This window comes from Sciscionella sediminilitoris (assembly GCF_000737195.2).
GTDB lineage: Bacteria > Actinomycetota > Actinomycetes > Mycobacteriales > Pseudonocardiaceae > Sciscionella > Sciscionella sediminilitoris.
This window is the reverse complement of sequence record NZ_JALM01000107.1, coordinates 1-14,757: the sequence shown is the minus strand read 5'-3', so window position 1 is coordinate 14,757 and position 14,757 is coordinate 1. Positions and strand designations below refer to the sequence as shown.

Genomic DNA, 14,757 nt, shown 5'->3' with positions numbered 1-14,757 from the left:
TTGAAACCATCTCTTAGTTCGGCCGCTATCTCCCTTGCCGTCCGGAGGCCGGATTCTATTGCGCCGTCGAAGAATCCGGCCCATAGATTGGCGATGTCGCTGCTGGCCAGCCGCACGGTGCCTTCCGGGCGTTGCAGCTCCGCTTGGGAAGCCGAGTACGCGCCGGGGCGCTGGATCAACCAGGTCTCCTTCGCGAACGGGTCGTTGTTCCAGTCGTGCGAGGTGACTTCGAGTACTTCCAGGTCGTCGCGCCATGCTTTCAGCGCGTGCTGGACGTCGTCGATGTTGTTCGGGTCGAGCCGGGTGGCGTCCGCGCCGAACGAGACGAGTACGGCGTCGTCCTCGCCTACGAATTCGGTGCGGACGACCGAAAGTGGATGGTCCTTTGTGGAGTAGGCGAAGAACGGTTTGATCGGTCCTTTGACCCGGATCCAGAGTTTGAGTCCTTGAGAGGCCGTTCCGGTCCGGCTGGCTTCGAGTTTGCCCGGGGACAGCGGTGGCCGCACGTCGAGTTCGTGCAGGATGTTCAGCGGCAAGGTGAGCACGGCGCGGCGGGCCCGCAGTTGGTCGCCGCCGGCGGTGTGGATCGTGGCGCCGTGGTCGTCGTGCTCGACGCGTGTCACGATCTGGTTCAGCCGGATCTCGCCCGGCACGTCAGCGGCGATCGCGGCGGCCAGACCGGCGTTGCCGTCCTCGAGGCGGTAGATCGAACTGGCTTCGTGCATCACTTCCCATGAGCCGGCCGTCGCGGCTGTCCAGCGGATCGCGGCCGCGTAGCCCACCTGGTCGAGCGGTCCGTTGCAGTGGCCGACCCACGCCGCCTCGTTCGCGCTGCGCTCGGCGGGGGAGAGGTCAAGGGCGTCCAGTGCCTGCTGCAAGGTGAGCCGGTCGGCCTCGGCGAAGGCGTCCTGGTCGGCGATCTGGTCCGGGCGCGGCAGCAGTTTTCCGCTGTTGGCGACCAGCGCTCGCATCCCGGGGTCGATGACGGCCATGAAGCCGGGCAGGTCACCGCGCACGACCTCGCCCTCGGCGATCCAGAAGGTTTCCTCGGATTTCGGGCCCCGGCCGACGCGCAGCCGGTACCGGTTGACCTCGGACCAGACGTGCGGCTGTACCCAGTGCAGCCAGTTTCCGCCCAGTTCGAGGTGGTGACCGAGGCGTTCGTCGGTGTAGAGACGCCCGCCGATGCGGTCGCGTGCCTCGAGCACGGTCACGTTCAGACCGGCGGCGCCGAGCTCTCGGGCGGCGGTGAGGCCGGCCAGGCCCGCGCCGACGATCACGACATCGGTGTCGTACGGCATGGTGGATTCCTTTCCCTAGGCGGTATGGGGCTTTAGCCGAAGGCCGCGACCGGTGTGCCGAACTGGGATTCGTCCGGTGTGATGCCCAGGCCGGGTCCGGGAGGCAGGGCGATGTGGCCGGCGACGACGTCGATGTCGCAGTCGGGGCCGTAGTGGCCGCCGAGGTAGGGCTGGGCGATCCAGACGCCCTCGTTCAGCCGCGGGCTGACGGTGGCTCCGAGATGGGTGCATGCCGCGGCGATGATGTCGCCGCCCCATGCGTCGTCGCAGGTGTGTGGCAGCGAGCGGGCCTCGCATATCCCGCGCACGGTGGTCATGGGCAGGAGGCCGCCGAGACGGGTGACCTTGAGCCCGAAACCCTCGCAGAGGTGGGACCCGACGGCGCGTAGTACCGCGTTGACGTCGACGGTCGTTTCGTCAAGGTAGACGGCGTGCTCGATCCGGTCACGAATTCCGGGCAGTTCGTCCATGGTGCGGGTCGGTTGTTCGATGACGAACGGGATGTCCCGGCATTCACGGCTGAGCCGCAGCACATCGCGCGCGGTCAGCGAGCGGTTGGCGTCCACGGCGAGCTGTACCCGTCCGCCGACTCGCTCCCACACTTTGCGCACCGTCTCGATGTCGATCTCCACGGGGCGGCTGCCTGCTTTCAGCTGCAGACGCGGATATCCCTCGTCCGCGCGCCGCACCGCCTGCTCGGCGACCTCGTCCGGCTCGCCGATGGCCAACGCGTAGTAGGACGGCACACGCTCGGTCTCTGCTCCGCCGAGCAGGTCGGCGACGCGCACCTGGAAGTGTTTGCCGGTGATGTCGTGGGCGGCGATGTCGAGCGCGGCCTTGGCGTATTCGTGCCCGTCCAGCAACGCGTTCATCCGGCGGTGCAGGCTGAGGATCCGCGTGGGGTCTTCGCCGATCAGGCGCGGTGCCAGCTCGGTCAGCGCAGCCTGCGCGCCTGCGGCGTGGTGCGGCTGGTATACGGGACCGACTGGACAGGTTTCCCCCCAGCCGGTCAGACCGTCGTCGGTCACGATCCTGACCAGCGTCGTTTCCAGGGTGGTGAGTTCACCGACGGACATCCGGTACCGTCCGTGGACGACCGGAATCTGATGCGAGTAGACGGAAATCTCGGAAATTTTCATGCGTTCACCGCTTTCCGGAATCGAGCCTGGTCCAAATGGGACTGTGCGATCTGTTCGAGGTGCGGGAGGTCGCCCTCGATGCTGACGAAGTCGAACCCGAGGGCCAGCCGTTCGGCTGCGGTGTCTCCGTCGTCGGCGTGGATGCCCGCGGCCTTGCCGTTGCGGTGTGCCGTGACCAGGATCCGTTTCAGGGCGTTGTCGATGCCGCCGACTGCGAGGGTGAGGTCGTATGGACCCACGTAGAGTGCGTCGACGCCGGGTACAGTGGCGATTTCCTCGACGTTTTCGAGCCCGGCTGCAGTCTCGATCATCACGGCGACCAGCGTGGTTTCGTTCACGACGGCGAGATCCGTGCCGCGGCGCAGTTCGGCGCGCATCGGCCCGTACGAGCGGCGGCCCAGTGGTGGGTACTTGGCATTGCGCACCGCCTCGCGCGCGGCTTCGGCGTCGTCGATCATCGGCACGATCACCCCGGCCGCGCCCGCGTCGAGGGCTTGGCCGATACACCGCAGCTCGTTCGCCGCCGTCCGTACCAGCCCGACGGTGGGTCGTGGGCCGAGGACACCACCGGCGTCGATCGCCAGCAGACCGTCGCGGATCCCGTGATAGCCCATCAGCCCGTGCTGCTGGTCCAGGCAGAGGTAGTCGTATCCGCCCCGGGCCAGCCGCTCGGCCATCACCGGGGAGTCGGCGAGTAGCCAGTAGCCCACGAGCGGTTCGCGCTCGCGCACGCGCCGCACGAAGTCCGCGATGGTCATTCCGGTCGTCCTTCGGCGGTTGGTATCGGCGCGAGGATCATGGTCGAGGTGTCCAGCCGCTCGTCGGTGTCCTGGTTCCGGACCAGCAGTTGGGCCTCTTCGGCGCTGGAGACCACCGGAACGGAACCGAGCAGTGGACGGGCGGCGGTTTCACGCATGCACAGTGCCGCGACCAGCGCGAGAACCGCGAAGAACATGACGTAGAACGCTGGCGCGTAACGGTTTCCGGTCAGATCCACGAGCAGCTGGGACACCAGCGGCACGGTGCCGCCGAACAGCGAGGCGGCGAGGTTCTGCGTGAAGCCGACGGCTCCGTGCCGCGAAGCGGTCGGGTACAGCTCGGCCATGATGGCCGCGTTCATGCACAGGAACAGCGTGCCGGGCACCATGAGCAGTGTCAGCGCCAGATACAGCGACCAGATGGTCCCGAGGTGCATCAGTGCGAAGGCGGGGACCAGCAGGATGAGGTTGCCGACGGCTGCCATGAGGTAGACCGGCCTGCGCCCGAGCTTGTCCGACATTCGTCCGAAGACCGGTAACAGGACCGCTTGCGCGAGGAGGACGCCGACGGTCGCGATCGCCGTGTGGATCGTGGTGCTGCCGATCTCGTTCTCGAGGTAGGCCGGCATGTAGCTGGTGAGTGTGTACGACGCGGCGCCATCCGCTCCGATCAGCGCCAGCCCGATGAGGATCTGCGGCCAGTAGCGCTTGAGGATGCCGGGAAGGTTGTGCCGGACGAAGATCGGGTCGGCGTGCTCCTGCTCGACCTTGGTGCGTGCGGCTTCGAAGCTCGGGGATTCTTCGATCCGGCTGCGCAGCAGTATTGCGATCGCGCCGAGCACGAGCGCCAGAAGGAACGGGAATCGCCAGCCGCCGTTGATCATCGCGTTCGGGCCCGCGACCGCGGTCGCGATGCCGGACGTGGCCGCGACGACGCCGGCGCCCGCGGCGAAGCCGAGCTGCGAGCCGCTGTTGAGGATCGAGGTGTGGAAGCCGCGGCTGCGGTCTGGTGAGAATTCCGCGACGTAGGTCAGTGCTCCGGAGTACTCGCCTCCGGTGGAGAAGCCCTGCGCCATGCGCAGCAGATAGAGCAGGATCAGCGCCCACGGTCCGATGGCCGTCGCTGTGGGAAGCACGCCGATGAACGTGGTGGCGGCCGCCATGAGTGCGATGGTGAAAAGCATGACCTTGCGGCGGCCGATCTTGTCGCCGAGCGGGCCGAGGATCATCCCGCCGATGGGCCGGACGAGGAAGGACACCGCGAAGCCGAACAGCGTCGCGAGCAGGCCGAGCTGTTCGTCCATCCCGGCGGTGAAGACCTTGGTCAGGGTGGTCGCGAGGTAGCCGTAGACGCCGACGTCGTACCACTCGATGAAGTTGCCCATTCCGGCGCCGATCTGGGCTCGCAGCAGCGTCGGCCGGTCGACGACGACGCAGTCCTCCTCTCTGATCCGCCGGGCGGGTTGTCCGTGGGAGAGCTCTCGCCTTTGAGATGCGGACATTGTTGGTCCTTCTAGTCGGTGGCTTGCTCGGTCAACTGGGCGCGGGTCCGGGTCACGTCATCGCGGATCAGCGCGACGAGCTCCGCCGACGAGGCGCACGCGATCTGTCCACGGAGCAGGTGGAGCAGTTCCACCTGGATGGTGTGGTCGTAGAGGTCGCCGTCGAAGTCCAGCAGGTGAGCCTCGGCGAGGCGGACCGCGTTGTCCTCGTAGTAGGTGGGGCGGGTTCCGATCGAGACCGTCGCCTGCCAGGCGCCGCGGCCGGGCACCTCGACGCGAGCTGCCCACACACCGTCGTGCTCGGAGCCGGCGGGCATACGCAGGTTCGCCGTCGGGAAGCCGAGCAGGCGCCCGCGCGCATCGCCGTGCTCGACAATGCCCTGGATCACGATGCTCACCGGTCCCTCTCCGCCGGACGGCCGTTCTCCAGCCGAGGGAATCCTTCCGGATTGTCGTCCCGGAGTTCGGCAGGCAGCAGGTGCTGCGGGAAGTTCTGGTAGGCGACCGGACGCAGGAAGCGTTCGATGGCGGCGGTGCCGACCGAGGTAGTGCCGGGCGCGGTAGTGGCCGGGTACGGCCCGCCGTGCTGCTGTGCGTAGGTGACCGAGACCCCGGTCGGCCACTGGTTGAACAGCACCCGGCCCGCCCGTTCGGCGAGTTCCTCGGCCAGTTCGCCGACGTCACAGGACTCCTGCGCCTGCACAGTGGCGGTGAGCTGGCCGCCGAAGCTGCGCGCCGCGGCGACGAGTTGCGCTTCGTGGTCGTACTCCACGACAAGGGCCGTAGGGCCGAAGCACTCCTGTTCCAGGGTGGCGGGGTCAGCCAGCAGTTTCTCGACGCGGGTCCGCAGCAGGGTCGGTGCTGGGGCGTTGTCGGACTCCTCACCGCGGGCAAGCACCTCGACGGAGCCGTGGCTCTCGCGCTCGGCCAGCGTCTTGCGGAACGCTGTTTCGATGGCCGGGTTCAGCATCGGTTCGCCCGCCGGCAACGAGGTCGCCGCCAGCTTTTCGGTCAGGTCCGAGCCTGCCGGGACGAACAGGGTGCCGGGTTTGGTGCAGAACTGGCCGGCGTTCTGGGTGAAGGAAGCGATGAATCCGGCGGCGATCTCGTCCCCGCGCTCGCGGGCGGCGCGGTGTGTGACGAACACCGGGTTGTTGCTGCCGAGTTCCCCGTAGAACGGGATCGGATCGGGGCGCGAGGCAGCGATGTCCAGGAGGGCGCGGCCGCCGGGAATGGAACCGGTGAACCCGGCAGCCTTGATCCGCGGGTCGCGCAGTGCCGCGATGCCCGGCTCGCGGCCGTGGATCACCTGCAACAGGTCCGGCTCGGTACCGGTGTCCTCGAGCGCGGAACGCACTACCGAGGCGGTCGCGTCGGACAGCCGAGGGTGGCCAGGGTGGGCTTTGACGACGACGGCGTTGCCCGCGGCCAGTGCCGATGCGGTGTCGCCACCGGCGACGGAGAAGGCGAAGGGGAAATTGCTGGCGGCGTAGACGAGAACCGGGCCGATGGGGCGTCGCGAGCGGCGCAGGTCCGGGCGTGGGGCGCCCATCGGCCAGTGGGGGTCGGCGTGGTCGAGGCGGGCGTCGAGGTGGTCGCCGCCGCGGAGGAGGTCGGCGAAGAGACGTAGCTGGAAGCCGGTTCGCTTCAGTTCGCCGCGCAGCCGGGGTTCGGGCAGATTCGTCTCGGCCCGGGCGAGGGGGACGAGTTCGTCCGCGGCGGCTTCGAGCGCGTCGCCGATGGTGACGAGAACGTCGGCCCTGGCCTTGCTCGGTGTGCGTGTCCAGTTTCGGTGGGCGGCGAGCGTCTGGCCGAGCAGTGGCCCGACCTCGGCGGGCGGGGTCTCGGAATGCGGCATCGGGAGTCCTTTCGTGGTGTCCACCTGGACACCACGAAAGCCCCGGTCAGGTGTCGGCGGGCGTGGTGTTCAGGTGCTGCTGGACCCGGCTCGCCCCAGCGAGGAGGCGGTGGGTCAACTCGGTTCGTTTGTCGGTGTCGATGCGGTAGACCGGCCCCACGAACGTGAGGGCGGCCAGCAGGCTGGCCGCGGTGTCCCGGATCGGGACGGCGACGGAGACGATGCCGTCCTCGAGCTCCTCGTCGGTCAGCGACCAGCCGCGTTCCCGCGTGCGGCCCAGGTCCTGTTTCAGTTCGGCGTAGTCGGTGATGGTGTGCTTGGTCAGCTTGTCGAGCTCGCCGCTGGTCGCCGCTTCGAGTTCGCTGTCGTCCAGTTCGGCGAGCAGTAGCTTCCCGGTGGAGGATGCGTGCAGCGACCACTTCATGCCGTGCATGTCGGACATCGCCATACCCACCCGGCGCGGGTTGGCCTGCGCCACGAGATCCAGGTCGTAGCGTCCGCGCCGCACCGACAAGGTGACGGTTTCCCCGATCTCATCGGCGAGCTCGTCGATGAGACCGGAGACCCGGGGCACCAGGCCGGCAGCGGGGTCGATTCCCCCGGCGAGCCGGGCGAGGTCCCACCCCAGGGAATAGAGCGTGTCCTGCCGGTCCACGAATCCCTCGTTCTCGAGGGTGACGAGGAGGCGGAACGTGGTGGCGCGGGGAAGCCCGATCTGCTGCGCGACCTCGGTCACGGTCATCGCCGCGGGGCCGGCTCCCAGGGCGCGCAGGATCCGGGCGGCCCGTACGACAGAGCGGTTCGACGGCGCCGAACTGCTGCTGTCCGGTTCGCTCGCGGACACCTGCGGCTCCTTCCCAGGGCGGGCCGAGGAAGTCGCCCACCCTCCGGAGCGCTACTTTACGTTCCCGTAGTCGAAGCTCACCTCCCCCCATCCCGCGAAGCTCCCGGTGACCCGGTGCCCGGGGACCAGCCTCTCGGCCGCCAGGATGCTGCCCGGCAGGATCAGCTGACCGGCTTGGAGTCCCACGTCGTACTCGGCGACGCGGCGGCACAGCCAGGCGAGCGCACCGATGGGATTGCCGTACGCGGCGCTGGTGTTGCCGGTGGCTTTCACCTCGTCGTCGAAGCGGACTTCCCCGGGCGTGTCGGCAAGGTCGACCTCGGAGAGCTTGCGCGGGCTTCCGCCGACGATCACAGCGCCGCAGGACCCGCCGTCGGCGAGCGTGTCGTAGATGCTGATGTTCCAGTGCAGCACCCGGGAGTCGATGATTTCCAAGGCGGGGACGACGAAATCGGTGGCCGCGATGATGTCGACAGCCGTGACGTGCGGGCCGCCGACGTTGTTCTTGAGCACGAACGCTGGCTCGACTTCGACGAACGGTTCGATGAACTCCTTCTCGTCGATGGTCAGGTTCTCCGGCCGGAACTGGCTGGCCAGCAGGTAGCCATAGTCGGGTTCGTCCACGCCGAACATGGTCTGCATCGCCTTGGCGATGTTGCCCAGCTTGAACCCGGCGACGGCATCTCCGGCCGCGACGCGGCGCCGCACGACTTCCTGCGCGACGCGGAACGCGTCCGCCTTTGTCGGGTTGTCGGCCTCGTCGAGGAGTTTCTCGACAGGGGAGCGGGAGTCCTGGGCGGCAATGAGCCGCTCCGTGGTCCCGTCGATGTCGATCGCCACGATGTCTCCTTTCAGACGTGCTGGTGGCCGAGGTGCCAGATGCCCACCGCGGCGAGCAGTTCCCGCGGGTCCCAGACAACGGACTCGCTGGTGATCTTCCCGTCGCGATAGCGGATGAACGATGCGCCGGAGACAGTGACGGTGCGGCCGGTCGGTGGCACGCCCATGAACTCCCCGGTGTGCGTGCCGGTGCTTTCCCAGTGGATCGCGACGAGGTTGTGGTCTTCGATCGCGGACAGGACCCGGATTCCGAAATCGCTGAAAGCGGTGTGCTGCTCCTCGATGTTGCGCAGCACCTCCGGCAGGTGTTCTTCACCGGATTTCGAATGACGTACGTAGCCGTCGTGGGCGAGAGCTTCGAACGAGGCAGTGTCGCCTTCGCCCCAAGCTTTGACCCAGGCGTTGGTGACGCGGTCGAGCATCGTGGTCATGGCGTCACGCCCGTCCGCCGGGTACGGGTGCGGGCCACCGGTTGAATTCGCCGAACTGGCCGCCGCGGAACAACAGTGCCTCGCCGGTACCGGGGGACACCGCCTTGATCGCGCCGATGATGACGAAGTGGTCACCTGCCACGACCTCGGAAATGACATCGCAGTCGATCCACGCGGCGGCACCGGAAATGCGAGGCGTGCCGAGCAGGCTCTCTTCATAGTCGATGCCCTGGAACTTCTCGTCACCCTTGCGCGCCAGCGCGCGGCACACCGGAAGTTGTTCCGTGGACAGGATGTTCGCGGTGAAGCGGCCGAGTGAACGCAGCGTCGGCCACGTGCTCGAGCTTCTGTCGACGCAGAAGGTGACCAGTGGCGGGGACAGCGACAGGGATTGGAACGTGCCGACTACGAAACCGCGGGGCATGCCCCCTGCGGTGAGGCCGGTGATGGCCGTGACGCCGGTGGGAAGCGCGCCGAAGATCTGACGCTGAATCGCCGGGTCGACCGCCGGGTTCTGCATGGTGACGGCGACGGACATCGGGGCATCCTCCTTACTGTGCTTGGGAAACGAGCGAGCGGCAGTAGGCCGTGCCCGGGTGGTCGACGGGAAGGCGCCGCTGCCCGGCTCCGAAGAGGTTTTCGCGCAACGTGTTTCCCTCGTACGAGGTCCGCATTACGCCGCGGGCCTGCAGTTCGGGCACGACGTACTGGGCGAAGTCCTCGATGTCGGCGAATTTGGCGGCATGGGCGATGTTGAAGCCGTCGATGCCGGTCTCGTTCATCCAGGACATGAGTTGGTCCGCGACCGTCTGCGGGCTGCCGACGATGACCGGTGAGGTGCCGCCGATGCCGATCTCCCGGGCGATGTCGCGCGGCGTCCATTTCTTTCCGGGATCCAGCTTCGTGAAGACATCCACCATGGTCTGTCCGGCGTTGGTCTTGACCTCCTCGAGCGGACGGTCCGGGTCGAACTGTGCCATGTCGAGCCCGGTCCAGCCGCTGTAGCGGGCCATCGCGCCGTCATAGGAGACCAGGTCCAGGTACTGCTGGTACTTGCGCTGAGCCTCTTCGTCGGTGGGAGCCGAGATCACCGTGATCATCTGCAGCACGGCGATATGGTGCGGGTCCCGTCCGGCCTCGGCGGCCTTCGCGCGCAGGTTGTCCACCTGCTTTTTCAAGCCAGGCTTGGACAGCGAGTTCATGAAGACCGCCTCGGCGGTCGCGGCTGCCAGTGCCATTCCCTTGGCCGAGCCGCCGGCCTGGAAGATCACCGGCGTGCGCTGCGGCGAGGGCTCGCAGACGAAGATGCCGTCGACGGTGAAGTGCTCGCCCTGGTGCTGCACCTCGTGGACCCGCAACGGATCGACGTAGGTGCACGAATCCGTGTCCCGGACGACAGCGTCCTCGTCCCAGGAGCCTTCCCAGAGCTTCAGCGTGACGTCGATGAATTCTTCGGCCCGCTCGTAGCGCGCGTCATGTGCCAGTTGCGTGCCATTGCCGAGGTTTCGCGCGGCGGAGTCGGAGTAGGAGGTGACGACGTTCCAGCCGACGCGGCCGTCGGTGAGGTGGTCGAGGGTGGAGAACTTCCTGGCCACCGTGTAAGGCGGGGTGTAGGCCGTGGAGGTCGTGATGCCGAAGCCAAGGTGCTTCGTCGCGGCTGCCATCGCGGGAACGAGGTAAGCCGGATCGTTGGCGGGGAACTGCGCGGCGTCCCGGAGCGCGCCATCCGCGCTGCCGTTGTACTTCTCGTGGTAGCCGTCGTTGTCGGCGAAGAAGATGCCGTCGAAGCAGGCGTTCTCGAGAGTCCTGGCGTAGTCCACCCAGGCACGGAGGTTCTTGTACTGCTCGCTGCGGTCCCTGCCGTGCCGCCACAGACCGGCGGAAAGGTGCGCGGGACCGTGGAAGTCGAACGCGAACACCCTCATTTGCTTTGCCATGTCCATCCTTCGCGTTCATCTAGTGATCACATCGACCACTAAGCGGATGGCTGGAACTGTAAGGGGGGTCTCTATGTCGCGTCAACGGGTCGACTGCAGTTCGTCTGCGGCAGCCTTGTTGATCAATAATGGCTGTGCGGCAACGTGAATCGTATTCGCATCGACGACGCGGGCTTGACGCTCACTGAAAGCGGTGTCATCGTTAAATGGATGATTCGTTCACTAGATGAACGTCAACTGTCCTGGAGGAGGAGTTCATGCCGTCGTCGGACATCGCCGAAGCTGTCGCGGTCCTGGCCGCGGGCGGGAAAGTCCTCGTTGTCGACGACGAGGACCGGGAGAACGAGGGCGACCTGATCATGGCCGCGGAGTTCGCGACCACCGACGAGGTCGCGTTCTTCCTCGAGCACACCTCGGGTTTCCTGTGCGTCGCCGTCGACGAGCCCCGTGCCAGCGCGCTGGGGCTCGGCCTGATGGTCGAGGACAACACCGAAAGCCACCGCACCGCGTTCCTCGTCAGCGTCGACTATCGGCACGAGACGACCACGGGGATCAGCGCGCAGGATCGCGCGAGGACCGCCCGTGCCCTGGCCGACCCGCTTCTGGACCCGGCCGACCTCGCCCGGCCCGGGCACCTGATGCCTCTGCTGGCGAAACCTGGTGGCGTGCGGCAACGCCCCGGTCACACCGAGGCCGGAGTCGAGCTGTGCCGGCTCGCCGGACTCAGCGGGGCCGCCCTGCTGTGCGAGATCGTGACCCCGGATCGGCGGCAGATGATGCGCGGACCGCAACTGCGGCAGTTCGCCGCACAGCACGCCATACCGATGATCTCCATCGCCGATCTCACCGCATGGCTGGACGCCGAGGACGCCCGCCCGGAAAAGACTGGCGAGGCCACAATTCCCACCGATCTCGGCACGTTCCGTGCGCTTACCTACCGACAGGGGGACATCGAGCACGTCGTGCTGGCAATGGGAGAGACCGAAGGAGCACGCGACATTCTGGTCCGCCTGCACAGCGAATGCCTCACCGGCGACCTGCTCGGTTCGCTGCGGTGCGATTGCGGGACTCAACTGCGCACCGCCATGCAGACGATCGCCACCGAGGGGCGTGGCGTCGTCATGTATATGCGCGGACACGAGGGCCGCGGGATCGGCCTGGGGCAGAAGCTGCGCGCGTACGAGCTCCAGCAGCGCGAAGGCCTGGACACGCTCGAGGCAAACCTGGCACTCGGGCTACCCGTCGACAACCGCGACTACACCGTGGCCGCAGGCATCCTGACCGACCTCGGAATCGCGTCGGCGCGACTGATGACCAACAATCCGGAGAAAGTCCGCGCCCTCACTGACGGTGGCATTGCCGTCACTGACCAGGTGGCCCTGGAAACGGAACCCAACGAACACAACTGGGCCTACCTCACCGCGAAACGCGACCGGATGGGGCACCGACTGGAACGGATCGCCTGAACCGGTCGATCCGCTCGACTCGACGAGGCGTGGTCGGTGGCTCCCGCGGCGTCGGCGAGCCCGTGCGGACCAAGCTGGTCGCCGTGGTGAAGGCCACGAATCTGAGCGACAACGGCGCGAAGAACCTCTGTGGCAACATTCTGACCAAGAACGCCAGACAGTCCACTGTGGACCATCTGGGCAGCCGCAGCACCGAGACTGCGGTCAACGCGGCGATAGCGACTACGTAAGCGGTCACCAGCCAGTAGGAGCCGACATCGAGCAGGGCGACCACGATGATCGGGGCCAGTGAGCTGCCGAGTACACCGCCGATCTGCTGGCCGAGCGAAATGCCCGAATAGCGGATGCGGGTGGGGAACAGTTCGGCGAAAAAGGCGGCTTGGGGGCCGTACATCAGTGGCAGAAGAGCTGGAACCCGAGCAGCTGAACACCTACTTCGCGCTGATGGAGTCGGTGAGCCTGCTGCATCATGCCGTCGAGCAGCAGGTGCGCGCGGCTGGGGAGCTCAGTTACGTCCAGTTCCAGCTACTGGCCCGGCTCGCCGATGCCCCGAAGCGGCAGCTGACCATGACCGCGCTTGCCGATGGTGTCGTCTACAGTCGCAGCGGCCTGACTCATCAGGCCGGGCTGCTGGAGAAGGCCGGGCTGATCACCCGAGCCCCCAGTCCCGAGGATCAGCGCGCCACCCTGGTGACGATCACCCAGGACGGCCTCGACCGGGTCGCCAAGATCCTGCCCGGACACATCGAACTCGTGCGCGAGCTGCTGTTCACCCCACTGTCCACAACGGACCTGACAGCCCTCGGTGACATCATGACCAAGGTCCGCGATCACATGCGCGCCCAGCCACCCCGCTCCGCTGCACCCCACAACCAGCATGCCTGAGTCACGCCCGCTTGGCCGGGTCTTCGTATCGGTCTTGCTCCGATGGGGAAGTTCGTACGGTTGCGTCACGTGCGGGTGCTGGTCCAGTAGCGCTTGGCGATGTTCAGGTGGAAGGAGCATTCGAGGGCGGTCACAGCCTGGTGGGATCCGATGTCGGCGGTGAGGAAATCGGCCAGTTCGTCCTCGTTGTGGAACACGCCGTCCCAGGTGAGTGTGGGTTTGGCGGCGACGAGGCCGAGGAATCGGGTCGCCGGATGTGTGCGTAGTGTGGTGGTCAGTTCGTCGGCGGCGTGCGGTGGGCAGGAAATGCTGAGTACGACTTCGGTCTGGTAGCCGAGCTGGTGCGGGTCGATCTCGACGCGCGGCCGGAGCATCCCGGAGTCGAACAGGGCGGTCGCGGTGCGTCGGGCCCGTGATTCGGTGATCTCGAGGCTGCGTGCGATCTCCGAGTAGGGGGTGCGGGCGTCGGTTCGGAGCAGCTCGGCCAGGTTTCGCTCGAGCGGGTCGAGTTCCTGGTGGCGTTGACCGCGCTCGGTGATGGAGTGGTCGGAAAGGGCGGTGCGTTGTTCCTTGCCGAGCCGGGGCAGTCTCCAGGCCGCGGAGCTGGTCAGCCTGCGCAGCACCCATTCGCTGCGGATCGAGCGGATTCCCGCGATCCGGGGCAGCTCGGTGGTCAGCGCGGTGGTGGTGGCTTTCCTGGTCATCCCGTGCAGCACGGTGTACACATCACCGCGGCCGGAACAGATGCTGACGAAGGTGGTGTCCGTCCGTGCGGCCAGGGCTGTGGCGACCTCGTGCGAGGCGCCCGGTTCGGTGTCGAGCCACACGTTCACCGGAACTCCTTCGGCGAGCAGTGACCAGTCGAGCTCGCAGATGACCCGGAGCAGATCGTCTTCGACCAGGCGCGTATACCGGCGGGTCACCGTGCGCGCGGAGACACCGATGGCGCGCGCCAGTACATCGAAGGGTGCGCGGGGCGCGTGCTGCAGGGCGGCGACCAGGTCGAGGTCGACCTCGTCCAGGCAGGGTGCCTCGGCCATCGTGCTCCTCTCCTTGCTGTCGGCAGCGAGCTTAGCGCAGGAATCCGGCATCCGAGTGCGCGCCTGAATCAGGCGTTTATAAACTGAATCTTGAATGGATACGGCTTCATGTGCGAAGCTGTTGCTCGAACCTAGACAAGTCTCGATGCTCAATGAAGAAGGAGGTGGCGGATGTCGTCGGTGCGCCCTGGGGGAGTCAAGATCTTCGTCGTCTCCGGTGTGGGCACGACCCTCGAGTATTACGACTTCCTCATTTACGGCACCGCCGCCTCGCTGGTGTTCAACAAGCTGTTCTTCCCGGTGAGCGATCCGCTGATCGGGACGCTGTTGGCCTTCGCGGCGTTCGGTACCGGTTTTCTCGCCCGGCCGATCGGCGGGATCCTCGCCGGGCATTGGGGTGATCGGCTCGGCCGCAAGCGGATGCTGATGCTGACCCTGGTGGTGATGGGCACGTCCACGGTCCTGATCGGAGTGCTCCCGGGATACGCCACGATCGGTGTCTGGGCACCGATTCTGCTGGTGTTGCTGCGATTGGTGCAGGGATTCGCCTCAGGTGGTGAGTGGGGCGGCGCGGCGCTGTACGGGGTCGAGTCGGCACCGCCGGGCAAACGCGCGCTCTATGGCAGTTTCACCGGTGCGGGGATCAGCATCGGCGGGTTGCTCGCGGTGCTGGTGTTCGCCGCGATCTCGGCGCTGTTCCCGGATTCGATGCAGACCTGGGGCTGGCGGGTGCCGTTCCTGCTCAGCGCGATCCTG

The 14,757-nt window shown here is 67.0% G+C and carries 16 protein-coding genes; 3 read left to right on the top strand and 13 right to left on the bottom strand.

Translation table 11 applies throughout. The features are described 5' to 3' along the window. From AD72_RS31280 to AD72_RS31230, 11 genes are all read right to left on the bottom strand, one after another. Nucleotides 1–1,301 (bottom strand): flavin monoamine oxidase family protein (locus AD72_RS31280; RefSeq protein ID WP_031470241.1); only part of this gene is annotated, 1,301 nt, incomplete at its 3' end. Nucleotides 1,302–1,333: 32 nt separating this feature from the next. Then, entirely contained in the window at nt 1,334–2,440 is a 1,107-nt protein-coding gene (locus AD72_RS31275; RefSeq protein WP_031470240.1) for a mandelate racemase/muconate lactonizing enzyme family protein, read from the bottom strand. Beyond that, entirely contained in the window at nt 2,437–3,198 is a 762-nt protein-coding gene (locus AD72_RS31270) for an HpcH/HpaI aldolase family protein (protein ID WP_031470239.1), read from the bottom strand. The genes AD72_RS31275 and AD72_RS31270 overlap by 4 nt, the downstream gene beginning before the upstream one ends. Continuing rightward, nucleotides 3,195–4,700: an MFS transporter gene (locus AD72_RS31265; protein WP_031470238.1), complete on the bottom strand. Its 1,506-nt coding sequence runs from the start codon at nt 4,698–4,700 to the stop codon at nt 3,195–3,197. The genes AD72_RS31270 and AD72_RS31265 overlap by 4 nt, the downstream gene beginning before the upstream one ends. 11 nt (nt 4,701–4,711) lie before the next feature. After that, nucleotides 4,712–5,098, bottom strand: a complete 387-nt coding sequence (locus tag AD72_RS37325) for a riboflavin kinase (RefSeq protein WP_051899214.1) — start codon at nt 5,096–5,098, stop codon at nt 4,712–4,714. Beyond that, nucleotides 5,095–6,558 (bottom strand): aldehyde dehydrogenase (NADP(+)), encoded by a 1,464-nt coding sequence (locus AD72_RS31255; RefSeq protein ID WP_031470236.1) that lies wholly within the window; start codon nt 6,556–6,558, stop codon nt 5,095–5,097. Before AD72_RS31255 ends, AD72_RS37325 begins: the two co-directional genes overlap by 4 nt. Before the next feature lie 46 nt (nt 6,559–6,604). Continuing rightward, nucleotides 6,605–7,402 (bottom strand): IclR family transcriptional regulator, encoded by a 798-nt coding sequence (locus AD72_RS31250; RefSeq protein WP_051899213.1) that lies wholly within the window; start codon nt 7,400–7,402, stop codon nt 6,605–6,607. A 51-nt stretch (nt 7,403–7,453) separates the two neighbouring features. Then, the gene (locus AD72_RS31245) at nt 7,454–8,242 is read right to left on the bottom strand and encodes a 2-keto-4-pentenoate hydratase (protein ID WP_031470234.1); all 789 of its coding nucleotides are present in this window, start codon (nt 8,240–8,242) and stop codon (nt 7,454–7,456) included. An 11-nt stretch (nt 8,243–8,253) separates the two neighbouring features. Continuing rightward, the gene (locus AD72_RS37320; RefSeq protein ID WP_031470233.1) at nt 8,254–8,673 is read right to left on the bottom strand and encodes an ester cyclase; all 420 of its coding nucleotides are present in this window, start codon (nt 8,671–8,673) and stop codon (nt 8,254–8,256) included. Between the two features lie 4 nt (nt 8,674–8,677). After that, nucleotides 8,678–9,193 carry a flavin reductase family protein gene (locus AD72_RS37315; protein ID WP_063890831.1) on the bottom strand — a complete coding sequence of 172 codons (516 nt, stop codon included), beginning with the start codon at nt 9,191–9,193 and terminating at the stop codon, nt 8,678–8,680. 31 nt (nt 9,194–9,224) lie between these two features. Next, nucleotides 9,225–10,598 (bottom strand): LLM class flavin-dependent oxidoreductase, encoded by a 1,374-nt coding sequence (locus AD72_RS31230; RefSeq protein WP_231645075.1) that lies wholly within the window; start codon nt 10,596–10,598, stop codon nt 9,225–9,227. A 269-nt stretch (nt 10,599–10,867) separates the two neighbouring features. Here AD72_RS31230 and AD72_RS31225 point away from each other — a divergent pair, with 269 nt between their 5' ends. Further along, nucleotides 10,868–12,076 (top strand): bifunctional 3,4-dihydroxy-2-butanone-4-phosphate synthase/GTP cyclohydrolase II, encoded by a 1,209-nt coding sequence (locus AD72_RS31225; protein WP_031470230.1) that lies wholly within the window; start codon nt 10,868–10,870, stop codon nt 12,074–12,076. Here the strand turns inward: AD72_RS31225 and AD72_RS31220 are convergent. After that, nucleotides 12,027–12,470, bottom strand: a complete 444-nt coding sequence (locus AD72_RS31220; protein ID WP_031470229.1) for a hypothetical protein — start codon at nt 12,468–12,470, stop codon at nt 12,027–12,029. The genes AD72_RS31225 and AD72_RS31220 overlap by 50 nt on opposite strands. 2 nt (nt 12,471–12,472) lie before the next feature. Here AD72_RS31220 and AD72_RS31215 point away from each other — a divergent pair, with 2 nt between their 5' ends. Continuing rightward, on the top strand, nt 12,473–12,961 hold the full coding sequence (locus AD72_RS31215) for a MarR family winged helix-turn-helix transcriptional regulator (RefSeq protein WP_031470228.1): 489 nt from the start codon (nt 12,473–12,475) through the stop codon (nt 12,959–12,961). A gap of 65 nt (nt 12,962–13,026) precedes the next feature. On the opposite strand, the gene AD72_RS31210 is transcribed toward AD72_RS31215, so the two are convergent. Beyond that, nucleotides 13,027–14,001, bottom strand: a complete 975-nt coding sequence (locus AD72_RS31210; protein WP_031470227.1) for an Lrp/AsnC family transcriptional regulator — start codon at nt 13,999–14,001, stop codon at nt 13,027–13,029. 171 nt (nt 14,002–14,172) lie between these two features. On the opposite strand from AD72_RS31210, the gene AD72_RS31205 reads away from it, so the two are divergent. Next, a partial coding sequence (locus AD72_RS31205; protein ID WP_031470242.1) for an MFS transporter occupies nt 14,173–14,757 on the top strand: 585 nt, incomplete at its 3' end.